The organism is Vibrio sp. 1751, assembly GCF_033339895.1.
In the GTDB taxonomy this organism is placed as follows: Bacteria; Pseudomonadota; Gammaproteobacteria; order Enterobacterales; family Vibrionaceae; genus Vibrio; species Vibrio alginolyticus.
Genome location: NZ_JAWOVM010000001.1, coordinates 128348 through 155218, shown reverse-complemented (window position 1 = coordinate 155218; position 26871 = coordinate 128348). Strand labels below are relative to the sequence as shown.

Sequence of the window (26871 nt, the reverse complement as noted above, 5' to 3'; positions counted from 1 at the left end):
TGGTCGTTTTGTAACCACTTATTGTTTTTATCAATAGTCAGACCTTTGCTGGTGATGAAACGTGCTGAGAAACGAAGGCGAGTTCTGAAAAATCAGTCTCTGTGGTCTTTACCGATTCTTAAGCTTTGGGTCTAAGACAGCAATTGGATTCCTTCTATAACTCATCAAATTGTTATGTTATAACATGTGTTTATTCAGAGTTTGTAGGTCAAAGGTATGCCATCAATTCCAGTCACTATTTTGCATGGGTTTCTCGGGTCAGGGAAAACCACTTTTTTACGCAACATTCTTCAACAAGCCGATTCTTCTGGTATTGATCTTTCCGTTATTGTGAATGACATGAGTGAGTTAGACGTTGATGGCGTGCTTATCTTAAATACCGATGCGGTGAGTGAAGAGCAGGGCAACTTTGTCACGATCAGTGGAGACAGCATCAGCAGCCCGAGTGGTGTAAAGCAGCTCGATAAAGCCCTTAAAAAGCTCTGCGCAGAAAAATGGCCAGAATGGATTGTGATTGAAACGTCGGGCAGTAGTCATCCTTTGCCTTTGGTTGAGTATTTTAAAAACAACGCACAATTCGCACTCAAAGACGTAATTACGTTGGTGGATGCGACTTGGTTGCGAGATGACTATCGACAAGGTTCTGCCTTAATCCCTAAGTGGCAGGAGAACGTGCAGCAGGGTGTTCGCGGCGTTGAAAACTTGTTGGTAGAGCAAATCATGTTCTCAAACCGTATCATGCTCACCAAGACGGACAAAGTGGACGACAATACCGTTCGCAACATCGCGCAGGCGATTCACCCGCTTAATGTTTACACCGAGATAATCAAAACGTCATGGGGAAACTTAGATATCCGCATGTTGAAAGGTGAGCAAGACTACAATTTCTTCCTCGTTGAGCAGTTAACCGCAGAACTTCGTGAGACGGCGAATGAGCCGTTGAATCTCTCTGATAAAGACGAACAAAGCCTTGTCGCCAAAGTGATCAAAGATGATCGACCTTTTCATCCTGCGCGTTTGTGGAATACCTGCCATCAGTATTTAACTAAAGGTGTGTTCCGCAGTAAGGGGTTCTTTTGGTTCCCAACTCGAGACGATGTTTCACTACTTTGGAGCCAAGTAAACGGCAATGTGGGGCTTGAAATTACAGGCTTTTGGCGCGCTTCGGTAATCAATGACGAATCGCAAAACTTCACAGAGGAACATCGTCAAATCCTACAAGATAAGATAGACAGCGTTGAAAGCCGCTTTGGTGATCGTCGTTGTCGCTTAACGGTGATTGGGCAAGAAAACGAAGTCGATGTGTTTATTGATGCGCTGGAAAACTGCTTTTTAACGGATGTGGAATTGGAGCAATGGCAACAAGGGGCAACATTTGAAGATCCTTGGCCAAAGAAAATAGCTAAGTTGAGCCAGAAGAAGACGGTTTGAATGCGATGGTGAGGATTCCCTCGCTGCATGTTTGCTCGGGTTGTTTCGAGAACGGACTTACTGAATTGGCTCGGTATACCAAAATTGGCTCTGTGTAACGAGAAAGCCTCTCGAATGGTGAGAGGCTTTTTTGTATCTCAGTCGTTTACTGTTCCCATTCAGGGAAAGGGTCTTCCAGAGATAACCAATAGTCGAGTCCTTGCTCCATCTCATCTTCTGTTAACAAGCATTCGTTAAGACGAGCAATCAATTTCTCTTGCTCTAATCCCTGACCAATAAACACCAATTCTTGTCGCATATCGCCGTATGGTTCTTGCCAAATGTCGTTTATAGCATCTAGGTAATCTTGATCCGTCGGCCATTCCTCCTTCGGAATCGCTTTCCAAAACATACCCGCAACACCATAACGTGCGATGCCTCCCGCTTGGCTCCATTGACCGACAAACTCTGGTCTGGTTGCTAGCCAAAAGTAACCCTTGGAACGAATCAGTTTGCCGTAATCTTTCGCATTGTGGAGGAAGTCGTAAAACTTCTCTGGATGGAAAGGGCGTCTCGCATGATAGGCAAAGCTGGAAATGCCGTATTCTTCGGTTTCCGGTATGTGCTCGCCTCGCATTTCCTTCAACCAACCTGGGGCTTGTTGTGCCTTTTCAAAACTGAAGCTTTGTGTGTCGAGTACCGCATCAAGTTCTACTTCACCATTCGAGATAGGAAGAATAGTGGCCGATGTATTAAGAGTTTTAAGAATCGCAAGAAGCCTTTCGATTTCTGATTTCTCAGCAAGGTCGGTTTTACTTATCAAGATAACGTCAGCGAACTCTACTTGATCAACGAGTAAGTCAGCAACGCTGCGTTCATCGTCTTCACCTAATGATTCGGCTGTCTCTGTTAAGAACTTAGCTTCATCGTAATCACGCAGAAAGTTAATCGCATCAACCACCGTAACCATGGTGTCTAAACGTGCAACGTCTGAAAGTGAAAGCCCGTTTTCATCGGCAAACGTAAAAGTCTCTGCAACGGGGAGTGGCTCGGCGATGCCAGTGGACTCGATAACTAAGTAATCGAATCTGCCTTCTTGCGCGAGTTTAGTGACTTCTTCAAGCAGATCTTCACGCAGGGTACAACAGATGCAACCGTTACTCATTTCAACCAACTTTTCTTCACTGTGGTTGAGAGAAACTTCATTCTGAACGGTCGCTGCATCGATGTTGACTTCGCTCATGTCGTTGACGATGACCGCGACTTTTCTGCCTTGTCTATTGTTAAGAATATGACTTAAAACGGTTGTTTTTCCTGCGCCTAGAAAGCCGGACAAAACCGTAACAGGGAGTTTCTGGGTGTTCATGCTCATGCTCTTTATAGTGTAATGTTATAATATAACAATTAATATAGTCGGTGATCTTAACTCTGGCATCAAGCAGTTTGTGAGTGTGTCGAGCACTGCACCTTATTGGCGGCTTTATTTGTCGTTTAGTTGCACAGGTTCAGATGTCCGGAATTTAGAGATCGAACTCTTATCTCGGTGTGGAGGTTCTATGAACGAAGAGAAAAAGCATGTCATGACAGAAGAAGAAATTCTTGCAGCGCCCGAGGCGGATTATATGAATGAAGCTCAGCTCGCATTTTTTGAAAACCGATTATTTGAGCTTTATGAATCGACGTTAGCGCATATTGAACGCGCGAAAGAAGAGATGATTGCGCCAATGGAATTCAGTGACGAAAGCGATAGGGCGTCCAGTGAGGAGCAATCTGCAATCGCATTAAGAATCATAGACAGAGAGCAAAAGCTGTTACCTAAGATTCAACAATCGTTAGCTCGTTTGCGCGCAGGGGAGTATGGTTACTGTTTAGAGTCCGGAGAACCTATCGGCATTCCAAGGTTATTGGCACGACCTACTGCTGAATATAGTGCAGAAGTAAAAGCTCAAATGGAGTCAAAAGAGCACTGGTATAAACACTAAAGCCTCACTATCTTATGACGTCGATATTCTTCTCGTTCACTTGTTTTTTTTTGATGTTCTCTGAGAAGTCTAAAGCGATGGCGACTACCGTTAGGTATGGTAGTCATTACCTTTGAGATATTAATAGTTATCGATAGGATAGAAGTAAGTTCTGTATTGTAAATAACGCATCATTTTTGTTTTTCTGAATGAGCTCTCGCTATGTTAGCGTCAAACATTTTCTCTGCTACTTCAAGCTGATCTTCTATCCTTAAAGCTAAATTGGTACTGGAGAAGTAGCAATGATTGACTTTGTGGCAACTTTTATCTTTTTCTTTGCTGTCATCGATCCCATAGGTACTGTGCCCGTTTTTATCGCAGCCACAAAAAGCTATGAAGAAGTGGCAAAGCGTAAGGTCGCTCTGTTTGCGACTCTATTCTCCGCTGCTATCCTACTGTTTTTTGTTGTTGCTGGTGAAATCATACTTACAGCAATGCGTATTCCCTTGTCTGCGTTTCAAATCTCGGGCGGTATCGTATTGTTCTTGTTTGCTTTGACTATGATATTTGGTGAGAGTAAACCAGCAGAAGAAATCAGAACGCTCAATAGTCATCATGATACAGCAGTTTTTCCTCTAGCCATTCCATCAATTGCTAGCCCTGGCGCAATATTAGCCGCCGTTTTACTCACAGAGAACGTGCGGTTTAATATTTGGGAGCAAGTCCAGACCGTGGCTATGATGCTGCTGGTACTATTGGTTGTTTATATCTTGCTATTAATGGCCAGCGGCATACACAGGATTATTGGGAATACAGGAGCTAGTGCTGTAAGTCGGATCATGGGGTTGATATTAGCCGCTGTGGCCACGACCAACACTCTGAATGGGATTGAAAGTTACTTTGACCTTTAAGGCTGTTTCGCAAACTGAGCTGAAGGTATACGTTAAGAGCTAATTTTACGGCGAGATGACCGACCACCTGACAATCACTTTTCTGGCTGTTACTTCTAGCCGGATGTAATCCTTCAGGCTACTCGTGACGACCTTGTTTAAGAGGACCACGGAAAAGTTGAAAGTAAAATGCATAGATGTTGAGGGTATATATCAGATGGGGGAACTGGAGCAACACTTGCCCCCCATTGAGCTGTGCCAATACTCAAAGATTAGCTGCTAGAAAACAATATCGATAATTTCTCCGCTTAGGCACTACTCTATAATCTTGTAGTCTCGCAGTATATAGAGCCTAGCATGGAGGAATTTATTAGCTTCAACGTGCCAAGACAAGACTTTTTCATGCCGTGAGAGTATCTGAAAAGTCGGGAGGCTGAGAAGTTTATTCAGTATGGCTCTTATTGGGCAGTTTATGGATCAGCCAGTAACCAAGACTCATACTAAGAACTACAGCCGCAATTCCAATCAGGTACATTGGAGACAAGGTTTCAAAGTCTATAATAATGACCTTTCGGGAGATTGCCATCAGCGCGGTGGCCATGACGATTTTTACATGAATAACATTTTCTCTCAGGTAAATAGTTATATTGATGAAAATTTCAATAGCAATTAAAACGGCCATAAAAGCACCAAAAGTGGCTAGCATATCTGAAATCGTCAGAATGAGTTTAGGTGGCGTGATAAGTTTTTGATATATCGTCCATGCAACATCTATCACACCCATGACGATTACAAACAACATAACTATCGACAATACTCTTACAGACCAATGAATCACTATCTGTAATTTTTTTGTTAACTTATCATTTTTATCGACTTCCATGGCCCTGTTTCCTTCGCTTGTTTATGTTCACTTAACCTTCATATGTTGAAGCTAGACAATTGAATACATGTCGTTTAAAGCATAGTTGCTGTGGTGAGAGATAGAAGCGTCCGAGGGAAGGAAGTTATGAAACTTAGGAGTGGGCACAATGTTGGACACATAATGTAATCTCTGGTGTCATGCGTTATTACCTCATTGCCTCATTTCTGATCGTGACGAATCGACTGATGAGGTGGTGATTCATCACCTTCACGGCAAACTGAATGAGCGAATACCACAACGTATTGATACTGGGCAAATCGATGCGCTTGTTGCTCCGTGCGTTGTTAATAGAAATACAAGCGAATAAGGAGTGGGTAATCGCTCAAAAGTCGGGTGGAAAAGCGGTAAAACGGCGAAAATTATTGGAACTAAGTCAAGGCCCTTTTTTTAAATGAAAAGGCTTATTGATCTGAACACACCACTTCTCCATATAAGTATATCCACAAATATAAACCTCAAATTGGCGATAAAGAGCTTTAATATTGATAAATATATAAACAACTTGGGTGCTGAAGAAATTTCAGTATACTGCGCTTAGGTTACACTGGAGAAAAAATCGCCGTATTCCCTGCGGGGTCCTTTGATAAGAAATAGAAATCGCGTTTGAATATGCAACCAAACGATTTTGCCGCTTGCAGTTTATTCGGTATACAAATAATAAACCTTTGACTAATCCGAAGGTCGGTCAAATGAGAGAAAGTCATGTTTTTTAATAAGTCGCTTCAACAAGAAAATCAACGATTAAAGCAGGAGTTGCAAATCCTGCAGCAAATCCAAACCAGTTTAGATGAAGAGATGATCCGCTTAACATTGGATAGTAAAGGTATCATTACTTCTGCAAATACTAAACTACAGCAAGAACTTTTCTTACATGATGATGAGATCTTAACGAAATCAATTACTGAATTGGTACCGTCAAATTCGCGCAATACAGACCACTTTCATCGAATGAAGAAAGCCGTCCAAGATAAAGTGTTCTGGAATGGGGCATTGCAAGTACAGAAAGGTAATGGTGAGGAAGCCTGGTTAAGAACGATTATCCAGCCTGTTTTAAATGAGCGCAGAGAAGTAGAAAGCTTTTTTGTTTTTGCTTCTGAACTTACGCGAACGATCAAATCATCCCGTGAGCAAGAGGACATGCTAAATGCATTAAGTCGTTCTATGGCGGTGATTGAGTTCACATTAGATGGCCATGTTTTAAAAGCCAACGATAATTTCTTAAACACAATGGGTTATACGCTTGATCAGATTCTAGGGAAGCATCATCGCATGTTTTGTGATCAGGAAGAGTCGAGCTCTCAAGCTTACCGTGAGTTTTGGCAACGTTTAGCAAAAGGGCAATTTTCATCAGAGCGATTCAAACGAGTTAACCGTCATGGTGAAGAGGTGTGGTTAGAGGCTTCATATAACCCTATCCATAACGACAGAGGAGAGCTCTACAAGGTCGTTAAGTTCGCGACAGATATTACCCAGCAGGTGATGCAGGAACAGAAAATGGCCCAGGCTGCGCAATTGGCGAATGAAATCTCGCAAGAAACTGGTACACAAACCCTGCAAGGGCAAGAGGTTATAGGCTCAACGTTAGAAAAGATGCAGATACTTTCCGAGCAAATGCAGCAAGCGAACACCGCGATTGACGAGCTTAAAGCGCACTCATCGCGTATTAGCGAGTTGGTAAATAGCATCAGTGGTATCGCTGACCAAACTAACTTATTGGCGTTAAATGCGGCGATAGAAGCGGCTCGTGCGGGTGAGCATGGTAGAGGTTTTGCCGTTGTTGCCGATGAAGTCAGACAGCTTGCTACAAGAACCAATGCAACCACCGATGAAATTGTCACAATGGTCAGTGAAAACCTACAGCGAACAGATAACGCAGTTAAGCTGATCGCTAAATGCCAAAAAGAAGCACTAGATACGCTAGAGCTCTCTGAAAAAGCAGGCAATGTGATGAATGAAATACAAGATGGCGCTAGCCGTGTTGTAGAGGCCGTGGAGCAATTTAACCGCTCGTTGTAGTCAGTTCTTCATGCCAGCACAGGCTTTTAAGTTCCTATATAATCAAATTGTTTACTAGTGCTACTCATCGCCAATCAAGCGTGTTTTTGGTGATGAGAAAGCCAGTTCATTCCTTTCTTAATATTTCGTATTTCTATCTTTACGTGTCGCTATTTTACAACACTGTTAATAAAAAGTAGCGTAATTTAATCTCCTGTTAACTTGGTTGCGAATCACAGTTGGGGGAGACCTACTTGGACTTACTAAATTTCACCATAGATAACTTAGCGCTGCTAGGTACGCTTACCATGGAGCACATCTCTTTGGTTGCTCTGGCTGTTGGGCTTGCCATCTTAACTGGCGTACCTATCGGCATTCTTATCACACAAAATGAGCGCGCTGCGAAAGTGGTGCTTTACGTAGCGTCCATCATTATCACCATTCCTTCAATCGCATTGTTTGGTTTGATGATTCCTCTCTTATCGACCATTGGTCATGGGATTGGCTACGTGCCCGCCGTGATTACCGTACTGCTTTATTCTCAGCTGCCTATTATTCGCAACACTTATACCGCAATTCACAACGTAGAACCATCGCTCAGAGAGGCTGCTCGCGGTATCGGGATGACGCCTTTTCAACGTTTGAAAATGGTGGAAATTCCATTGGCGATTCCGGTGATTATGGCGGGTGTGAGAACGGCAGTAGTAATGAATATTGGCGTTATGGCGATCGCCGCGTATATCGGAGCCGGTGGGCTGGGCGTGTTTATCAGCCGTGGCATCTCGCAAAGTGATCCTCGACAACTGATCGTTGGTGCCATCGCCGTCAGCCTTCTGGCTATCATCGCGGATTACGGATTGATTCGACTACAAAAAAGATTAACGCCACCGGGCCTAACCGCTGCTCGATAAAGGACAAATAATAGGGACATTCAAATGATCAAAATTGACAAGCTAACCAAAATTTTTGAAACGCCTAATGGCCCGGTGACTGCCGCAGATCACATTGAGATGGAAGTTCACAGTGGTGAAATATGTGTGTTACTTGGCCCGTCCGGTTGTGGCAAAACCACCACGCTGAAAATGGTCAACCGAATTATTCCCGCGACATCGGGCAAGATCTATCTTGGCGGTGAAGATACTTCTGGGATGGATACAGTCACTCTGCGCCGCAACATCGGCTATGTTATTCAGCAAATTGGCTTATTTCCCAACATGACGATCGGCGAAAACATCGCGGTGGTTCCCAAGTTATTAGGGTGGGATAAGGCAAGATACATGACGCGTGCAAAAGAGCTATTGGAGATGGTTGCTCTTGATCCTAGTGTCTTTCTTAATCGTTATCCAAATGAGTTGTCTGGCGGACAGCAGCAACGAATTGGAGTTGCTCGAGCGCTAGCTGCGGATCCTCCCGTCATGCTGATGGATGAACCTTTTGGTGCGATTGACCCGATCAACCGTGAAGTAATCCAGGATGAGTTCCTTAAAATGCAGCAAGAGCTCAACAAGACCATCATGTTTGTCAGTCATGACATTGATGAAGCGGTCAAAATGGCCGATAGAATTGCGATTTTCCGCGATGGTCATCTGGTTCAGTACGATACGCCTGACGATTTGCTCGCACACCCGAAAGATGATTTCGTGAAAAACTTTGTCGGAGATGATCGCGCACTTAAACGTCTACGCTTAGTGACGGCTGAGTCCGTCATGCAGACCACCTTTGCGCACGTGAAACCTAACGAGACGCTTGCCGACGCTTTAACCAAAATTGACGCGTATGGGTATCGCGACGCCGTGATATTAGTAAATGGCCAACACCAGCCTATCGGTTATGTGCCAAAAGCTACAGCAATCAATATGAAGGGGTACTGCGGCGAACATTATGTCGGCCTGAAAACAATCGCCCGAACCACGGATGATCTGCGTAAAGTCGCGTCGAAGATGTTCACGCACTACATTGTTTGGATGCCGTGTGTTGACGAGAATGGCCGCTTAGTGGGCGAAGTCACACAGCGCGGCATTACTCATTATCTAGGCGCAACTTATCAGCGCGATACCTCTCTTAGTGAGCCACAGCCATTGCATCAGGCTAAGGAGGCATCGTGACCAATCAGCTAAAACAAACCTACTATTTCGTTTTATTGGCGTGTGTCTTTGCGTTGGGTATTTATTTACAAGGCGCGGGTACGATCGATGATTTCCTCTACTACCAAGAAGACATTGTTTATTTGACGGTTCAGCACATTGAACTGGTGCTGCTGTCTGGTGGATTGGCGATCCTAATCGCTATTCCCGTCGGTGTATTGCTCAGCCGTCCTCGTTTTCAGAAAGTCGCAGAATCGGCGATGCAGGTTTTGAATGTGGGGACCACGATTCCTACTTTAGCTATTCTTGCGCTGGCAATGAGCTTTCTTGGCATTGGCACCGTGCCTGCGGTATTTGGGCTGACGATTGCCTCGTTGTTGCCGATTGTCAGAAACACCTACATCGGGCTGAAAGAAGTGCCCGCTCATTTAAAAGAAGCGGCGTCAGGCATTGGTATGACCGAGTTACAAATGTTATTTCAGGTTGAAATTCCTAATGCGCTGTTCGTCACTTTTGCCGGTATCCGCACGGCGTTAGCTGTCAACGTGGGCACCGTGCCACTGGCCTTCTTAATTGGTGGCGGTGGGTTAGGGGAGCTCATTTTTACCGGTATTGATCTGGATGAACCCATCATGATGCTGGCAGGCGCTATTCCTACAGCGATGTTGGCTATCGCTATCGACAGTGTGGTAGGAGCCGTTTCCTATGTCACTGTACCTAAAGGCTGTAACCCTATTAGAGCTAGACAATAACAATCCTAAAAATTGAACACAGACAGGAGTCAAACATGTTAAAGCAAATTACTCGCCGCTTGCTGGCCGTTGGTGTACTGCTTTCAAGTTTTCACGCATCCGCGGAAATCGTCGTAGGTGGCAAAAACTTTACAGAACAACAGCTTTTAACGGAGATCACGTCTCAATATTTAACCAAAAAAGGCTACGACGTTGATAAGCGTTCGGGCATGGGCAGTGCGGTTTTGCGTAAAGCGCAAGAAAACGGCCAGATTGATCTTTATTGGGAATACACGGGCACATCACTGATCATTTACAACAAAGTCAAAGACAAGCTCCCAGCAGAGCAAGTGTATCAACGCGTTAAGGAACTCGATGCGAAGAAAGGCCTAGTTTGGCTTAACCCTTCAAAAGCGAACAACACCTACGCGCTCGCTATGCGCAGTGACGATGCGAAACAACGTGGCATCTCAACCTTGTCCGAGTTTGCCGAGCAAATGCGCCAAGACCCGCCAATGACCATTGCTTTGAATGCGGAATTCTATGCACGAAAAGATGGCTTCCGACCTTTACAGAAAACCTACAAATTCAAAGCTTCACGAGACCAAGTGAAACGCATGGATACTGGGTTAACTTATGATGCGCTAAAAGGGCAAGAAGTCGATGCTGCGCTCGTATTTGCAACAGATGGTCGTATCAAAGCATTTGGTTTTACCGTTTTAACGGATGACAAACAGTTCTTCCCTGATTACGCGATCACTCCTGTGGTTCGCCAAGAAACGCTAGATGCGAACCCAGACCTTGCCGAGCAAATGAACGCGCTTTCTGCGGCGATCGATGGCGATACGATGTCGACATTGAATCAACAAGTTGATGTGGAGCGACGTTCGATCTCAGAAGTCGCAAGCCAGTTCCTATCTGAGCATAACTTGGGGTAATACCATGACTATCCTGCAAGTCAGTGTGGCCCAAATCAACGCCCAGTTAGGCGATGTGAATGCCAATCTGAATACTCATCAGGATTACATAAAGCAAGCTGCGGCCATAGGGTCGCAGCTATTGCTGTTTCCTGAACTCTCCTTGACCGGATACCAGCTCCAATCCTCTGTGCGTGAAGTTGCCATGAAGCGTGATGATGCTCGGCTTAAAGAGCTTGCGCAACTTGCACCGCAGATGTCCGTGATTGTCGGCTTTGTTGAACAGGCCGCTCCGGGAGAATACTACAACGCGATGGCTTGGTTGCTCGGTGGTACGGTGGTTGCTGTGCATCGTAAAGTCAATTTACCAACCTATGGTGGGCTTGAAGAGGGTAAGTGGTTTCATTCGGGAGAGGCTACCACCAGCGTTTGTCTTGATGAAAATTGGCGAGGCTCGGTTTTAATTTGTGCCGATTTATGGAACCCACCTTTGGTTCATTGCGCGCTACTCGATAAGCCTGAAATCTTGCTCGCGCCGATCAACTCGGCCAGCAGTATTGTCAGTAAAGACTTTTCCAACGAAGACAACTGGTTAGTTAACGTTAAATTTTATGCGGTGCTCTACGGAACTCCAGTTTTGATGGCTAATCGTTACGGGCCAGAGGGCGAAGCGTGGTTTTGGGGAGGAAGCTGTATTTTGTCTCCAACGGGCGAGCTATTGGCGCAGGCAGAAGACGGTGAAACCTTGATAACTGCAACCTTGTCATTGGACGATATTGATAAAGCCAGGTTCGAGCTGCCTACCGTGCGAGACAGCAATACACCATTGATCACAACGCTATTGTCGAAGGCAAAACGCTAAAACTGGAGCAGTAGATGATGCAATCTATTCATCGATTTATTCACGAATTAACCTTTGAACAGCTTCCTGCTGACGTTATTGAACAAGCGAAATATTGCGTCTTGGATCTGTTGGGTGTCGCCGCAGCAGGTAAAGCGACGCAACTGCAAAATATGGTAGCTAAACTCGCGCAGAAGCAGTTTGCCGGTGATACGCCGATGCTGTTTTCTGATCACACGGCCAGTGGTTGTGGGGCGACTCTATATGGCGGCATGTTGATTGACAGCATGGACGCGCACGACGGCCAAGTCCTGACGAAAGGCCATGTTGGCGTCGCTGTTTTGCCGGGGCTGCTCGCCAGTATGCATGAGTCAGCGATCACGGGAGAAGAGTTATTAACGTCCCTCATCATTGGCTACGAAATTGCAACTCGCGCCGGAATCGCGCTGCATCAAACCGCTTGTGACTATCATACTTCTGGTGCTTGGAATGCGTTGGGCGTCGCTGCGGTGTCTGCAAGAAGAAAAGACTTAACGGATGCACAAACAGAGCATGCGCTCGGCATTGCCGAGTTCTATGGCCCGCGCAGTCAAATGATGCGTTGTATTGAACATCCAACCATGCTCAAAGACGGCTCTGGCTGGGGAGCGATGGCGGGCTTTGCCAGTGCAGAGCTGGCAGAAGAGGGCTTTACTGGCGCGCCAGCCGTGACTCTGCTGGACCAACAAACTCACGCTTTGTGGGCAGATTTAGGGCAGCGCTGGTATATCCTGGAGCAATACTTTAAACCGTATCCGGTTTGTCGTTGGGCTCAACCCGCGGTTGAAGCGGTGAGAGCGCTGCAACAAGAAAATAAACTAGAACCTGATGAGATTGAACTTATCGAAGTTCACAGCTTTCACCAGGCGGTGTGCCTGCATACCAAGCGCCCTGAGACAACCGAGCAGGCTCAGTACAGTTTGCCATTTTCAGTCGCGAGTGCGGTTATAGATAATACGGTCACGGTAGAAGCCGTCACCAAAGGACTGAACGATCCTGCTCGCTTGGCACTTACGGAACGGATGAAGTTAATTGAAGAGCCTGCATACAATGATAAGTTTCCAGCCGAACGTTGGGCGCATGTCGTGGTGACGTTGAAAAATGGCGACAAACTGACTTCACCTCCCTGTATTGCGCGAGGTAATCCTGAAAATCCGCTCAGTCGAGGCGAGATGCGAGGTAAGTTTCGTACTTTGGCAGAGAAAGAACTGCCCGCCTCGCACGTGTCAGCGATAGAAGAGGGCTGTTTGCAACTTGATAAAGCCAGTAAAGAGCAGGTAATTGCTTGGCTATCATTGCTTTACCAAGGCACGTTGTCCGATAAGCCGTCTGACACATCACGATGAGATCGAAGAGATCGAACTCCTTTCTCTTACTCAATCTTAAGCTAAACGTCGCTCTTCACGCGGCGTTTTTTCATAGCGTTTTTTGTAGCAGCGCGCAAAATACGATGTAGAACTGAACCCACAAGCGGTGCTGATTTGAGTGATGGACAGCATGGTTTGCAACAACAAATGTTGAGCGCGTTCTAAGCGCAATTGAAGGTAGTAATTGCCTGGTTTGTCTTGCAAGTATTGCAAAAATAACCTTTCCATCTGCCTGACCGATAACCCTACTTGCTCGCCAATTTCATAGCACTTTAGTGGCTCTTCCATGTTGGCTTCCATGATCTCTACAGCGTCGAGCAGGCGCGGGTGGCGGATGTTGTGCTTACGGATTAACGACATCCGCTGTTTATCATGCGCGGGTCGAATCGCAGGGTGAATGCATTGCTCTGCCACTTGATTCGCCAAGTCACTCCCATGTTGGTTTGTAATTAAATGAAGCATCATATCCAAACCGGCTAAGCCGCCCGAACAAGTTGGTGTGCGTGGGTCGAATTCGTACAACTCACTGGTCACGTTAATGTTTGGAAACTCCTCTGCCAGGCTGTTGGCGGACTCCCAATGCACGGTACACGTTTTGTTTTTTAACAGGCCAGCTTTTGCTAACAATACGCTGCCTGTCGAAGTCGAGCCCACGGCGATGCCTTGACGAAGCGCTTGCTTTAACCACTGATTCACCGAGCCACTCGCAGCAGCAACATGGGCGCCAATACCTGCCACAACCAGCAGCAAGTCTAAATGAGCAATGTTGTTGACTGACTGTGTTGGCGAGAATGAAACGCCATTACTGGCCGACACTTCTTTATCTTCGAATCCATAAATATCCCACTGATACAAATCGCAACCAGCGAGGCGGTTGGCCATTCGAAGAGGTTCGATAACCGCCGAAAAAGAGAGCATCGAAAAATCAGGAATAAGGAAAAAACCAATGCGATACGTGTGTGTCGTTTTCATTCTCTGTGGTCACCAAGTGGGCAGTTCATCTATGTCGTATTTCTGGATAAGAATGTCGCAATTGTTAAATTATTGCTATCAAAATTCGAACATGATGTGACTTAAGACAAGGACTTCTTTGTCGAGCATACACATTCATTTGGACGAGATAATTATGATTGAACAAAAAGCCCCAGTAATTAGTGATGGTCTACGCCTTGATGGCGCTTTCTTTACTGACGAGAACGTTAACAACCCAGACTTACCGATCGTTATTGTCTGCTCAGGCTTTACTGGGCAAAAAAATATTCACCCAGAGCGTTACGCGAGAGCCTTAACTGCGAAGGGCTTTACAGTATTCGGATTTGACTACCGTGGCTTTGGTGAATCTGAGGGTATTCGTGAGCGAGTTATCCTAGATGAACAAGTACGTGACATCGCGAACGCGGTTGCGGTTGTGAAACAGCGCGCTGACGAGGAAGGCCGCAAAGTCGTACTGGCTGGCTGGGGCATGGCCGGTGGATTAATTCTTGATGCTTACCGAGTTTGTCAAGATGCGATTGATGGCCTTATCTCCATGAACGGCTTTTATGATGCGGTACGTGTTCAGGTTGCTCAACGTGGCGAGCACGGTTGGAAAGCGTTCCGTCAATTTATGTTAGAAGAGCGTACACGTCTTGCTCTTGGTGGAGAAAAGCAGGGGATTGATCCATTTGAAATCTACCCGCTTGACCCAGTAAGCCGCGAATATGTATTCACTGAACTGGTCAAAGCACCGGGCTACGGCGTGACATCTGATCTGGATTTTGCGGATTCTCTCATCAATTTCAAACCGGAAGCCCTACTGGACGAGCGATTTGCAGACGCGCCAATCTTGATTGCGCACGGTGCAGAAAACGATCTTCACCCAGTGACCGAAGCAAAGTCGCTGTACGCGAAATACCCTGGGCCGAAATCTCTATTCTTACTGCCTGAAGGTGGTCACACCGAGTGGATGTTGGACGACGATCCTAAGTTTATTCAGTTCTCTGGCGTGATCGCGAACTGGTTGAGTGAGAACTTCAGTTAAGTCTTCAAGAGGTGCTTTCGTTGATGGCACCTCTACCTTTCTGACAGGATGATTTTCGATGAGCATAATTCCATTTTGTGAAGCGGCGGACCCATTTGTAAATAAACCAACAATCGCGATTCCTGAAGGCGCGGTTGATTGTCATGCCCACGTTTTTTCTTCACGTTATCCGTACTGTGAAACGCGAACCTACACGCCACCCGATGCCAGCGTCGGCGCGTACCTGCATTTGCACCAGCAATTAGGCATCCGTCATGGCGTGCTGGTTCAGCCGAGTGTGTATGGCAATGACAACCAGTTGCATCTTGATACATTACGGTATTTACGCCAGCAAGGTTACGACTACAAAGGCGTCGCGGTCGTGGATGCGGATGTGTCCGAGCAAACGCTGGATGAGCTACAAGAAGCCGGATTTTGTGGGGTGCGGATGAACCTGCTGTTTAAAGGTGGTATTGAGTGGCGTGATGTTGAACGTTTAGCGGCTCGCCTTGCAGAGCGACACTGGCACCTTCAATGCTTAATTGATGTTTCGCAGTTTGATGACTTATATCAGCGATTAAGGGCTTTACCCGTGCCCGTAGTGATTGATCATCTTGGACATATGCCAACAAACAAGCTGATTTATCATCCTGGTTTTCAAACCTTATTGAAGCTTAAGGCCGAAGGGAAAGTGTGGACAAAATTGTCGGCACCGTATCGTTTGTCGCTTCAATCTCCGCCTTATGATGACGTTTCTTCGTTTGCTCAAGCTTTGTTAGAAGCGAATGAAGAGCAATGCGTCTGGGGCTCGGATTGGCCTCATCCATGTTTTGCTGCTGAGATGCCAAATGATGGCCAGCTATTAGATACCTTGTGGCACTGGACGCAAGATACGACACTGTTTAGCAAGATTCTGGTCGATAACCCCAAGCGCCTCTACCGCTTTTAACTCCACATTCATGTTATGAACCTAAAAAGACAACCGTAAGGCACTGATTCAAATTATGCTTCCTGCACTTCCGCTACAGGTTTCCTCTGATCCTGTGGTTATCAAGTTCTTTAACACCCTTAAACAGCTTGGTTTCAAGGGGGATACTGATGCTCGCTATACCACTCGATTGAGTATGGCGACTGACAACAGCGTCTACCAGCAACTTCCGTTGTCGGTCGTCTTTCCTGCCAACCATCATGATGTGGTAATACTTGGCAAGGTCAGTGCTCGTGATGAATTTAAACACTTGACCTTTTCGCCCAGAGGAGGCGGAACGGGCACCAACGGACAATCATTGAACTCGGGGATCGTGGTTGACCTGTCTCGCTACATGAATCGAGTGTTAGAGATTAACGAGCAGGAAGGTTGGGTGAGAGTGGAAACTGGGATAGTCAAAGATCAACTCAACGACATCGTTCGCCCTTATGGTTATTTCTTCTCGCCAGATCTGTCGACCAGCAACCGCGCAACATTAGGTGGGATGATTAATACTGATGCATCAGGCCAAGGCTCTTTGCAATATGGTAAAACCTCGGATCATGTGTTGGAGCTCAAAGCCGTATTGGCAGATGGCTCGGTGCTCGATACCGAAGCAATTCAACAAAACAAACGGTTAAACTGTGATGTAGTATCGCGAGCGTTAAAAATTACGGAGGAAGTTTGTCGAGACAAGCGTCAACAGATTCTGGATAAGTTTCCTCCTCTGAATCGCTTTCTTACTGGTTATGACCTAAAAAATGCCATCAACGACAAGAGTGAAGAGTTTGACGTCACGAGAATATTATGTGGCTCTGAAGGTACGTTAGCTTTTATTACTGAAGCCAAGCTCAATCTTACGCGAATACCTACTACGCGACGGTTAGTGAACGTTAAATACGATAGTTTTGATTCTGCATTGCGAAATGCTCCCTTGATGGTCGAAGCAGAGGCGCTATCGGTTGAGACAGTCGATGCAAAAGTAGTCAACCTTGCAAGAGAAGACATTGTCTGGCACTCGGTAAAACACGCGATCTCAGATGTGCAGGGCAAACAGATGCAAGGGATTAACTTTGTCGAGTTCGCAGGCAGTCAAAGCGATGATATTGAGGATAAAGTTGAACGCTTACTTTTAATTCTTGATAAAGAAATCGTTCATCGACGCAGTGGTATCATCGGTTATCAAGTCTGTCGTGAACCCCAAGACATCCAGGCCATTTATGGCATGCGCAAGAAAGCGGTTGGGCTGCTTGGCGCGACCAAAGGTCAGGCAAAGCCGATTGCATTCGCGGAAGATACCTGTGTGCCGCCTGAAAATTTAGCGGACTTTATCGAGGAATTTCGTACGTTGCTGGACGACAATAACCTGCATTATGGCATGTTTGGGCACGTGGATGCTGGCGTCCTTCACGTGCGTCCTGCGCTCGATATGTGTGACCCCGAGCAAGAAGCGTTGATGCATCAACTGTCCGATGATGTGGTCGCGCTGGTGGCAAAATATAATGGTTTAATGTGGGGAGAGCACGGTAAAGGATATCGCTCAGAATATGGACCAGCCTTCTTTGGTGATGAGCTCTTTACTGAATTAAGGCGTATTAAAGCGGCGTTTGACCCCGACAATAAAATGAATCCGGGCAAGATTTGCACACCACTGAATAGCGACGCTGAAATGGTAAAAGTCACAGCGACCAAGCGTGGCTACTATGATCGTCAGATCCCCGTAGAAGTCCGAGAGTCGCTTAAGCCCGTGCTGTCTTGCAATGGCAATGGGCTATGTTTTAATTACGATGCTGATAGCCCAATGTGTCCATCATTTAAAGTAACAGCCGATCGTCGCCACTCTCCGAAAGGGAGGGCTGGGATAATGCGTGAATGGCTGCGTCGCCTTAATGATAGTGATTTCGATTTGCTCGCTAACGAACAACAGCTTCTCAATCAAACATTATCGGTTAAGCTTTTGACTCAGAAGCTGAGTAAGTTGATATCTCGCCCCATATCTGACGACCTATCGCATGAAGTTTATGAGGTGATGAATGGCTGTCTAGCGTGCAAAGCGTGTGCGAGTCAGTGTCCTGTTAAAGTTGATGTGCCTGATTTTAGAGCACGTTTTTTACACGTCTATCACTCGCGTTATCGCAGACCTCTGCGCGACTATCTGGTGTCGAATATTGAGCAACTGCTGCCGATTATGGCAAAAGCTCCCAAGCTGGTTAATCAAATTGCATCTAGTAGGCCTGTTACGCAAGTATTAGAGACATCCATCGGTTTTATTGATTCGCCAGTGCTATCGATCCCTACGTTGCAAAGTCGATGTCAGGCACTTGGAGTGAGCCCGTTTGACTTTGTGTATCTAGAATCGCTTTCCCCAGAAGTGAAGCAAAATTACGTCTTGATTGTTCAAGATCCATTTACCAGCTTTTATGAAGCCGAGTTGGTTGCGGACTTTATTCAGTTATTGCAGCGGTTAGGGAAACACCCTGTTGTTCTGCCTTTCAAACCCAATGGGAAAGCTCAACATGTAAAAGGTTTCCTTAAGGCATTCGCCAGAAATGCACAAAACACCTCGGATTTTCTCAAACAAGTTGCTGAGCTTGAAATTCCTATGATCGGTATCGATGCAGCCTTAGTGCTTTGTTATCGTGATGAATACCATCAGGTTCTAAAAGAAAAGCGGGGCGAATTTACAGTTTATACGGCTCATGAATGGCTGGTGGATACACTCAACGAATGGCCAGCTGTACGCGCATCAGATGAAGAGCCTTGGTATTTGATGGCGCATTGCACAGAAAAGACCAAAATACCGGAGACTGAGAAATCTTGGCAGTCTATTTTTCAGCACTTTGGCTTAAATCTGCAAGTCATACCTACGGGATGTTGTGGCATGGCTGGGACATTCGGACATGAAGTGGATAAGAAAAGTACGTCTGAAGCTATATATCAGCTTAGTTGGAAACTGAATATAAAGAACCTGCCCACTGAGCGTGTGTTAGCCACGGGGTACTCCTGCCGCAGTCAAGTTAAGCGTTTTGAAGGGGAGGTAGTTCGACACCCGGTACAGGTTTTAGCCAGTTTGCTTGCTGTATAGAATGCTAAAGTAATTTAGTATGCGAAAAGGCTTGCCTTAAGACTTTGCCTGCATTTAATGTATCTAGAAGCAGAACTTCAATCTGCGTGACAACAATACAGGAGAGGATCGGGCTTTCACTTTTTCGCTCGACACAAACCCCTTTCAAATTTACACAATAGCGCAGTAAAACTCTCTTGCTGCGCTATTGTGTGTTCCATATTTTGTGAGTACTTATGTTTAACTCAGAACGCAAAGCGACGGTTATTCTGGTTGCGACGACGATGATCGCGGCACTTGGCTGGATATTCTCTAAGGAAACAATACAGGGTTTACCACCTTTTGGCTTTATTGGGGCGCGATTTACTATCGCTTCGCTCTGCTTACTGCCTCTATGTTACCGACCTTTGCTGAAAGCAAACTTAAAAGATGTGCTTTCTGCTGGTGGTGTCGGGCTCCTGTTAGGCAGTGCCGTTATGACATGGATTTACGCTATTTCTATCAGTGATACTCTCGGGGAAGGCGCATTTATCATGAGCCTTTCCATGCTGTTTGTGCCGATTGTTGCATGGGTTATGTTTCGTCAACGACCACAACGAATTTTCTGGCTTTCTTTGCCTATCGCTGTATTAGGTCTTGCTTGTCTTTCTTTAGTTGGTGGCTGGAAACAATCGGCCAGTCAATTGTGGTTTCTTGGTGCAGCACTGGTTTTGGCGCTTCATTTTAATGTGAACAGCAAATACTCTCAAAAACTACCTGTGCTGCTGCTTACTTGCGTGCAACTTTTTTCAGCAGGTTGTTTAGGTTTGTTGGTTTCATTTTTTATGGAATCTTTCCCGGTAGAGGTGGACTCCTCTATTTGGTGGTGGTTTGCGTTGAGTACCTTATTAGCGACGAGCTTGCGTTACGTAATGCAAACCATGGGGCAAAAATTTGTTCAGGCAGGTAACGCTGCTCTAATTATGATATTAGAACCAGTTTGGACGGTTATTCTGAGCGTGCTGTGGTATGGCGAAGTACTAACGGCAAATAAACTAGTAGGTTGTGTGCTTATCTTATTTTCTCTAATTATTTATCGTACTGGCGGGCGGTTTCGCTTCCCTACCCGAAAGTAGAGCAAATTAATTTGGGTTGGGAGAATTTGAGGTGCCGGATGGCCTTCTACGAAAGTGATAATACGCGGTTACGCAATGCTAATGACACTTTTGATGTAGGCTGTCGACCCAGCTCTTCGCTGATCATCCAGCCAGCTTTAGCCAGTAGCTCTAAGTCGATCCCTGTTTCTATTCCTAACCCTTGGCACAAATACAGTACATCCTCCGTTGCGACATTTCCTGATGCGCCTTGAGCGTATGGGCATCCACCCAGCCCAGCTACACTACTGTCGATGGTATTGATGCCCATACTCAGTGCCTGATAAATGTTGGTGAGAGCTTGTCCCCATGTGTCGTGGAAATGGACAGCAAGCTGGCGAAGAGGTGCAACCAACATGACGGCTTCCAGCATAGCAGCGATACGGTTTGGCGTGCCTGTACCGATTGTGTCGCCTAGAGACACCTCATAACACCCTAAATCGATGAGTGATTTGACCACGCTCGCCACTTGTTTAGGGGCTGTCGGGCCATCGTAAGGGCAGTCGGCAACGCAGGATAGATAGCCACGAACAGGGATGCCGTGTTTGGTGGCTAATCGCATTACAGGTTCGAAGCGAGTTAGGCTTTCTGCAATCGAGCAATTGATATTGTGTTGGCAGAATCCTTCTGATGATGAAGTGAAAATCGCGACCTGATTGGCACCAGCCTCCAAGGCTTGTTCGAAGCCTTTTAGGTTTGGTGTCAGGGCAGAATAAGTAACATGATTTCGCCTTGTTATTGCTTTCATGACCTCTGTTGAGTCCGCCATTTGTGGCACCCATTTGGGCGAAACAAAAGAGCCCGCCTCAATATGCGTTAGCCCAGTATCAGAGAGTAAGTTGATCAACCGGATTTTAGTCTGGGTCGCAACAGGAGATTCATTTTGCAATCCATCTCGTGGACCTACTTCGACAATATTTACTTTGGAAGGCAGCATTACTTGTCCTGTGATTTGGTTACCCAACTTGGGCTTCGTTTTTCAAGAAACGCTTGCAAGCCATCTTGGCCTTGTGGCGATACCCTAATGTCCGCAATGAGCTTGCTAGTATAGTGAATCAGTTGTTGATCGATGGGGTTTTGATGACATTGGTGACAGAGCGTTTTCGCTTTACGCATCGCATCTGGGCTATTAAGTAGTAACGTCTTGATCACGCTATCGACCGCATTTTCAAGTTGTTTGGCTTCTTTCACTTCGTGCACAATACCAAACCGTTCGGCATCCTCGGCTGAAATGACTTCACCACTTAAGATATAGCGTCTAGCTTGTCTATTCCCCATCGCGCGCATGACGTAAGGCGCAATGGTCGCTGGAATTAAACCAAGCTTAACTTCACTTAAGCAAAAGTTGGCACTTTGGCTTGCGATGGCGATATCACTACAACAAATCAACCCTAAAGCACCACCATAAGCGGAACCTTGAACAACTGCGATGGTGGGTTGAGGGAACGAATCTAATGTTTCCATGAGTCTTGCCAAGTTTTGGGCATCAACGAAGTTATCTTGCCTCGTGCTGTCGGCCATCGACTGCATCCAATTCAAATCGGCCCCGGATGAAAAGTGCTTGCCGTTACTTCTTAATACCAAGCACCGCACATCCGTTCGTAAAGCGAGATAATCTAGGCGGTGGATCAGCAAGTCGATCGTACAAGCGTCAAAAGCATTGTGCTTGGCTGTTCTGTTTAGAGTGATGGTCGCTACGCCATTGTCATCGACATGCCAAAGAACATCATCTTGCCTTTGGGCGTTGGGAATAATGCTTGGTTGCATTTCCTGCATACTAACTTCCTTAATTCATCTTTGGATATTTACATTCTGAAGACGCCAAACTCGCTATCAGGAATGGGGGCATTTAATGCTGCCGTTAGCGCATGACTCAACACCTGACGCGTTTTTTTAGGGTCAATAATTCCGTCATCCCATAGCCGAGCGCTCGCAAAATAGGGATGTCCTTGTGTTTCATACAAGTCTATGATCGATTCTCTAAAAGTGTGTTCTTCTTGCTCTGACCACGCTTCTCCCTGGCGTTCCTTCGCGTCTTTTCGAACTTGTGTTAAGACGCCTGCCGCTTGTTCTCCGCCCATCACAGAAATACGCGCGTTCGGCCACATCCACATCATGGTTGGATCATACGCTCGGCCGCACATGCCGTAATTACCAGCGCCGTACGATCCACCGATGATCACGGTAAACTTCGGCACGTCAGCACAAGCGACGGCCATCACTAGCTTGGCGCCATGTTTTGCGATGCCTTCTTCTTCAACCTTTTTTCCGACCATAAAGCCGGTAATGTTTTGGAGAAAGAGAAGCGGTGTTTTCCGTTTGGCGCACAGCTCAATAAAGTGCGCGCCTTTTTGTGCCGATTCAGAAAACAAGATACCGTTGTTTGCCACAATACCAATCAAATGTCCTTGAATACGAGCGAAGCCACACACTAGCGTTCTGCCATACAAGGCTTTGAATTCGTCGAAATCAGAATCATCGACGATGCGGGCAATAATTTCTCGAACGTCGAATGACAGTCGTAAGTTGGCATTCACTATTCCGTAGATTTCTTCTGCGTCGTAGCGGGGAGGAAGCACGGTGTTTTCTGGCTTAACAGGTCTTGTTCTATTGGCATTGGCAATGGCTTCTCTCGCAAGCATTAGGGCATGTTCATCATTTTCAGCGTAATAATCTGCGACACCAGATTTTCGACAATGCACGTCTGCACCGCCGAGCTCTTCACCCGTCACGACTTCGCCAGTGGCCGCTTTCACCAAAGGTGGCCCCGCCAAAAAAATGGTGCCTTGCTCTTTAACCATAATGGACACATCCGCCATGGCAGGAACGTACGCGCCCCCAGCAGTGCAAAGCCCCATCACAACAGCAACTTGGGGAATGCCTTTCGCTGACATTCTCGCTTGGTTAAAGAAAATGCGACCAAAGTGTTCTTTGTCGGGGAAGACGTCGGACTGATGAGGGAGATTTGCGCCACCGGAGTCCACCAAGTACACGCAGGGGAGTTGGCAACGTTGGGCAATCTCTTGCGCTCTTAGGTGTTTTTTTACCGAGAGTGGGTAGTAGGTTCCACCTTTTACCGAAGCATCGTTGGCGATGACCATGCATTGAATCCCCTCTATGATACCAATGCCGGCGATAACACCAGCGCAGGGGATCTCTTCGTCATACACCTGCCAGGCGGCAAACTGGCTGATTTCAAGAAAGTCAGTGTTGTCATCAAGCAAGCGCGCGATGCGTTCTCGGGCGGGGAGTTTTCCTTTTTGCCTCTGGTGCTGAATGGCTTTTTCACCGCCTCCCAGTTTGATGGTATCGATGTGTTGATTCAGTTGAGTGACCAACGTTTCCATCACGGCTTTATTGGAAAGAAATAACTCGTCAGTTGGCTTAGTTTTACTTTTGATAATGGCCATAATGACTTCCTTGTCGTATGTTCCGTTAGCGAGATTCTTCGAACAGCTCTCGGCCTATTAACATGCGGCGAATCTCTGAGGTACCCGCGCCGATTTCATAAAGCTTTGCATCACGTAGCAAACGACCAGCAGGGTATTCATTGATGTAGCCATTCCCACCGAGCAGTTGTATTGCATCGAGTGCCATTTGTGTGGCGAGTTCTGCACTGTACAAAATCGCGCCAGCGGCGTCTTTGCGTGTTGCGTTACCTCGATCACAAGCCGCTGCGACGGTATATACATACGCTTTTGCTGCACTCATTCGAGAGTACATATCGGCGATCTTGCCCTGAACTAACTGAAACTCGCCAATGGGTTTTCCAAACTGCTCTCGTTCATGTACGTACGGGACCACAATGTCCATGCAAGCTTGCATTATCCCGAGTGGTCCGGCAGCGAGGACGACGCGCTCGTAATCCAGCCCACTCATTAACACCTCGACGCCTTGATTCAACTCGCCAAGAATATTCTCTTTTGGCACTACGCAATGGTTAAATACAAGTTCGCAAGTATTCGAGCCTCTCATGCCTAGTTTGTCCAGCTTTTGAGCATGAGTGAAACCTGTGAAGTTACGTTCAATAATGAATGCGGTAATGCCACGTGAACCTGCGCTGACATCCGTTTTAGCGTAAAGCACCACTACGTCAGCATCGGGCCCGTTTGTTATCCACATTTTGTTGCCATTCAGTACAAAATGGTCGCCCTTGTTCTCCGCTTTCAGTTGCATGCTTATCACGTCTGAACCGGCATTGGGCTCACTCATCGCTAGGGCGCCAACGTGCGTACCATCAATGAGTTTTGGAAGGTATTTTTCGCGTTGAGAAGGCGTACCGTTACGAAAGATTTGGTTGACGCACAGGTTAGAATGAGCGCCGTAGCTTAAAGCGACAGATGCAGAGGCACGGCTGATTTCTTCCATGGCAACAACGTGAGCGAGGTATCCCATGCCTGCACCACCAAGCTCTTCATCGACGGTCACACCAAGCAACCCCATTTCTCCGAACAAAGGCCATAAATGATTCGGGAACTGGTTATCGCGGTCTATCTCAGCGGCGATGGGCGCAATATGTTCCGTAGCAAAGGCATTAACGTGTTCTCGGAGCATATCGATGGTATCACCAAGTCCGAAATTGAGTGGGGTATAGGTGCTTTTCATAACGTCTCCCGGTATCAGAGGTAAGGTGGAAAAGCCTGTAGCGGTGTTGCTAATTGAGTATAGCGTTTATGTCTGCTTGCTTTTGAGTGTTTGAATACAACGCTCCTTAGCGGCATTCAACTCTGCCATAACGACGCTGATGTCGTTGAGTTGTTGCTGTAGGACGGCTTGTTTCTCTTCAATGATATTGAGCATTTTCAATAACTGTCCTTCGGTTTGTTGCATGTCGTAGAGCTCGAAAAGTTCACGAATTTCTGCCAACGAAAAACCGAGTCGTTTCCCTCTTAAAATCAGTTTGAGGCGAATTCTATCCCTGCGTTGATAAACGCGCATATTGCCTTTTCGCTCTGGTTCAATCAGACCCACGTCTTCATAAAACCGGATACTGCGAGTAGTAATATCAAACTCCTTGGCGAGGTCACTGATCTTGTATTTTTCCATAACATACTTACCTCGAATAAAAATCCAGTTTCTGGAAATCGAACCTTAAATGGGAAGGCCGAACATCAACTTTGAAATATAAACGTCTGCTTGGTGTGTTTTTTCATCTCATTGTAAAGGCTAGTGCTATGCTTACGTAAACGTCAAGAAATCGCGGAATGAAAGTTTGTTAGTGAAAAAGGCGATAAAGGCTGGTGTGGCGCTTGGTGAGTAATTCTATGTAGGGTGTCATCAGTCTGCCAAGTGTTCACATATACCTTAAGGGAATGCGAATCATGGGAAAAGACATCTGGATTGTCAGCGCGAAAAGAACGCCAATTGGGCGCTTTCAAGGCAAGTTGCAAACTTACTCTGCTCCTCAATTAGGCGCACTGGCGATCAAGGCGGCAATGCACGAAGTGAATGTGACTTCGGTGGATGAAGTGTTCATGGGATGTGTGCTTCCAGCAGGGTGTGGACAAGCTCCTGCGAGGCAAGCATCTATGGGGGCAGATCTTCCTTTGGGTGTAGGGGGCACCACCATTAACAAAGTGTGTGGCTCTGGCATGAAGAGCGTCATGTTAGCGCACGATCTCATTAAAGCTGGAACGATTCGCTCTGCCATTGCTGGTGGTATGGAAAGTATGACCAATGCGCCGTATTTGCTGAGGGAGGCGAGAAAGGGAATGCGTATGGGGCACCAGTCTGCGTATGACCACATGTTTCTCGATGGGCTACAAGATGCTTACGAAGGGCACTTAATGGGTGTTTATGCTCAGCAAGTCGCTGACAGGCTTAAGTTCACCAGAGAGCAAATGGATGAATGGGCCGTGATGTCGGCAAAACGTGCGTTGGAAGCTCAAGAGCGAGGCTTGTTTGCCGATGAACTTTCGCCGGTTTCACTCAATACCAAGTCAGAACAAGCGGTGCTGGACTACGATGAGCACCCACGCTCGATTGACCTTGGTAAAATTCCTCAACTCAAACCTGCATTCGATGAAAAAGGTACGGTGACCGCTGCTAATTCGAGTGCCATTTCAGATGGCGCAGCGGCTCTTGTGCTTATGGATGAAGACACTGCGCGTCATCAGGGGCTTAAACCACTTGCGATCATCAAGGCGCACTCTACACATGCCAGAAAACCTGCAGAATTTACTTTGGCACCCGTCTACGCAATTGAGCAACTGCTGTTCCAGCTAGATTGGTCAATTTATGAAGTGGACCTGTGGGAAATCAATGAAGCCTTTGCCGTCGTGACACAAATAGCGGTGGCGGAACTTGGACTAGATACGAGCAAAGTAAATATTAAAGGTGGAGCCTGTGCGCTTGGGCATCCGATAGGGGCTAGTGGCGCACGAATTCTGGTGACATTGATTCACAGTTTGCGTCAGCTACAAGCGTTAGGCACCAATGGTGATCTCGAAGCCAAAAAAGTGATGCGGGGTGTTGCGTCACTTTGTATCGGTGGTGGAGAAGCCACGGCGATAGGCATTGAAATACCGCTTTAATTGAAATCAGAAAGG

At 46.4% G+C, this 26871-nt stretch carries 23 protein-coding genes and 1 pseudogene; 16 read left to right on the top strand and 8 right to left on the bottom strand.

From position 1 onward, the window contains the following. Positions 1–216 precede the first annotated feature (216 nt). Positions 217–1431 carry a CobW family GTP-binding protein gene (locus R7041_RS00680; protein WP_206949049.1) on the top strand — a complete coding sequence of 405 codons (1215 nt, stop codon included), beginning with the start codon at positions 217–219 and terminating at the stop codon, positions 1429–1431. Between the two features lie 145 nt (positions 1432–1576). On the opposite strand, the gene zigA is transcribed toward R7041_RS00680, so the two are convergent. After that, the gene (gene zigA / locus R7041_RS00675; protein ID WP_005375723.1) at positions 1577–2776 is read right to left on the bottom strand and encodes a zinc metallochaperone GTPase ZigA; all 1200 of its coding nucleotides are present in this window, start codon (positions 2774–2776) and stop codon (positions 1577–1579) included. A gap of 190 nt (positions 2777–2966) precedes the next feature. Between zigA and R7041_RS00670 the strand changes: the two genes are divergently transcribed. After that, positions 2967–3392, top strand: coding sequence for a TraR/DksA C4-type zinc finger protein (locus tag R7041_RS00670; protein ID WP_053303728.1), 426 nt, complete (start codon positions 2967–2969; stop codon positions 3390–3392). Positions 3393–3673: 281 nt separating this feature from the next. Beyond that, positions 3674–4282 carry a MarC family protein gene (locus tag R7041_RS00665; protein ID WP_017635732.1) on the top strand — a complete coding sequence of 203 codons (609 nt, stop codon included), beginning with the start codon at positions 3674–3676 and terminating at the stop codon, positions 4280–4282. A gap of 421 nt (positions 4283–4703) precedes the next feature. Here the strand turns inward: R7041_RS00665 and R7041_RS00660 are convergent, their stop codons facing one another. Then, positions 4704–5144, bottom strand: a complete 441-nt coding sequence (locus R7041_RS00660; protein ID WP_005375731.1) for a phosphate-starvation-inducible PsiE family protein — start codon at positions 5142–5144, stop codon at positions 4704–4706. Positions 5145–5888: 744 nt separating this feature from the next. Between R7041_RS00660 and R7041_RS22690 the strand changes: the two are divergent. The 8 genes and pseudogenes from R7041_RS22690 to R7041_RS00625 form a co-directional block, all read left to right on the top strand. Beyond that, positions 5889–6668: pseudogene (locus R7041_RS22690) on the top strand (PAS domain-containing protein); the annotation flags it as partial. Beyond that, the gene (locus R7041_RS22685) at positions 6666–7202 is read left to right on the top strand and encodes a methyl-accepting chemotaxis protein (RefSeq protein ID WP_372036153.1); all 537 of its coding nucleotides are present in this window, start codon (positions 6666–6668) and stop codon (positions 7200–7202) included. The pseudogene R7041_RS22690 and the gene R7041_RS22685, both read left to right, overlap by 3 nt. A gap of 287 nt (positions 7203–7489) precedes the next feature. Then, the gene (locus tag R7041_RS00650) at positions 7490–8092 is read left to right on the top strand and encodes an ABC transporter permease (protein WP_017635730.1); all 603 of its coding nucleotides are present in this window, start codon (positions 7490–7492) and stop codon (positions 8090–8092) included. Between the two features lie 24 nt (positions 8093–8116). After that, positions 8117–9286, top strand: a complete 1170-nt coding sequence (locus tag R7041_RS00645) for an ABC transporter ATP-binding protein (RefSeq protein ID WP_206949048.1) — start codon at positions 8117–8119, stop codon at positions 9284–9286. Next, the gene (locus R7041_RS00640) at positions 9283–10017 is read left to right on the top strand and encodes an ABC transporter permease (RefSeq protein WP_005375743.1); all 735 of its coding nucleotides are present in this window, start codon (positions 9283–9285) and stop codon (positions 10015–10017) included. Before R7041_RS00645 ends, R7041_RS00640 begins: the two co-directional genes overlap by 4 nt. Before the next feature lie 35 nt (positions 10018–10052). Then, positions 10053–10934, top strand: a complete 882-nt coding sequence (locus R7041_RS00635) for a glycine betaine ABC transporter substrate-binding protein (protein WP_005375745.1) — start codon at positions 10053–10055, stop codon at positions 10932–10934. Positions 10935–10938: 4 nt separating this feature from the next. Continuing rightward, entirely contained in the window at positions 10939–11775 is an 837-nt protein-coding gene (locus R7041_RS00630) for a nitrilase-related carbon-nitrogen hydrolase (RefSeq protein WP_005375747.1), read from the top strand. Positions 11776–11789: 14 nt separating this feature from the next. After that, on the top strand, positions 11790–13139 hold the full coding sequence (locus R7041_RS00625) for an MmgE/PrpD family protein (RefSeq protein ID WP_005375749.1): 1350 nt from the start codon (positions 11790–11792) through the stop codon (positions 13137–13139). 36 nt (positions 13140–13175) lie between these two features. Here the strand turns inward: R7041_RS00625 and R7041_RS00620 are convergent, their stop codons facing one another. Beyond that, entirely contained in the window at positions 13176–14132 is a 957-nt protein-coding gene (locus tag R7041_RS00620; RefSeq protein WP_005375751.1) for a GlxA family transcriptional regulator, read from the bottom strand. Between the two features lie 154 nt (positions 14133–14286). On the opposite strand from R7041_RS00620, the gene R7041_RS00615 reads away from it, so the two are divergent. The 4 genes from R7041_RS00615 (at position 14287) to R7041_RS00600 (ending at position 20305) form a co-directional block, all read left to right on the top strand. Then, on the top strand, positions 14287–15180 hold the full coding sequence (locus tag R7041_RS00615) for an alpha/beta hydrolase (protein WP_005375755.1): 894 nt from the start codon (positions 14287–14289) through the stop codon (positions 15178–15180). A gap of 58 nt (positions 15181–15238) precedes the next feature. Next, positions 15239–16108, top strand: coding sequence for an amidohydrolase family protein (locus R7041_RS00610; RefSeq protein WP_017634271.1), 870 nt, complete (start codon positions 15239–15241; stop codon positions 16106–16108). A 55-nt stretch (positions 16109–16163) separates the two neighbouring features. After that, the gene (locus R7041_RS00605; RefSeq protein ID WP_206949047.1) at positions 16164–19211 is read left to right on the top strand and encodes an FAD-binding and (Fe-S)-binding domain-containing protein; all 3048 of its coding nucleotides are present in this window, start codon (positions 16164–16166) and stop codon (positions 19209–19211) included. Between the two features lie 215 nt (positions 19212–19426). Beyond that, on the top strand, positions 19427–20305 hold the full coding sequence (locus R7041_RS00600) for a DMT family transporter (protein WP_017634269.1): 879 nt from the start codon (positions 19427–19429) through the stop codon (positions 20303–20305). A 46-nt stretch (positions 20306–20351) separates the two neighbouring features. Here R7041_RS00600 and R7041_RS00595 read toward each other — a convergent pair whose 3' ends face one another. The 5 genes from R7041_RS00595 to R7041_RS00575 all read right to left on the bottom strand — a co-directional run bounded on the left by R7041_RS00595 (position 20352) and on the right by R7041_RS00575 (position 25369). Next, positions 20352–21260 carry a hydroxymethylglutaryl-CoA lyase gene (locus tag R7041_RS00595; protein ID WP_017634268.1) on the bottom strand — a complete coding sequence of 303 codons (909 nt, stop codon included), beginning with the start codon at positions 21258–21260 and terminating at the stop codon, positions 20352–20354. After that, entirely contained in the window at positions 21260–22099 is an 840-nt protein-coding gene (locus tag R7041_RS00590; RefSeq protein WP_193837739.1) for an enoyl-CoA hydratase-related protein, read from the bottom strand. The genes R7041_RS00595 and R7041_RS00590 overlap by 1 nt, the downstream gene beginning before the upstream one ends. A 29-nt stretch (positions 22100–22128) precedes the next feature. Next, entirely contained in the window at positions 22129–23733 is a 1605-nt protein-coding gene (locus R7041_RS00585; RefSeq protein ID WP_193837738.1) for a carboxyl transferase domain-containing protein, read from the bottom strand. A gap of 25 nt (positions 23734–23758) precedes the next feature. Next, positions 23759–24928 carry an isovaleryl-CoA dehydrogenase gene (locus R7041_RS00580; RefSeq protein WP_017634265.1) on the bottom strand — a complete coding sequence of 390 codons (1170 nt, stop codon included), beginning with the start codon at positions 24926–24928 and terminating at the stop codon, positions 23759–23761. Between the two features lie 66 nt (positions 24929–24994). Further along, positions 24995–25369, bottom strand: coding sequence for a MerR family transcriptional regulator (locus R7041_RS00575; RefSeq protein WP_017821195.1), 375 nt, complete (start codon positions 25367–25369; stop codon positions 24995–24997). Between the two features lie 275 nt (positions 25370–25644). Here R7041_RS00575 and R7041_RS00570 point away from each other — a divergent pair, with 275 nt between their 5' ends. Next, positions 25645–26856, top strand: coding sequence for a thiolase family protein (locus R7041_RS00570; protein WP_053303721.1), 1212 nt, complete (start codon positions 25645–25647; stop codon positions 26854–26856). Positions 26857–26871 lie beyond the last annotated feature (15 nt).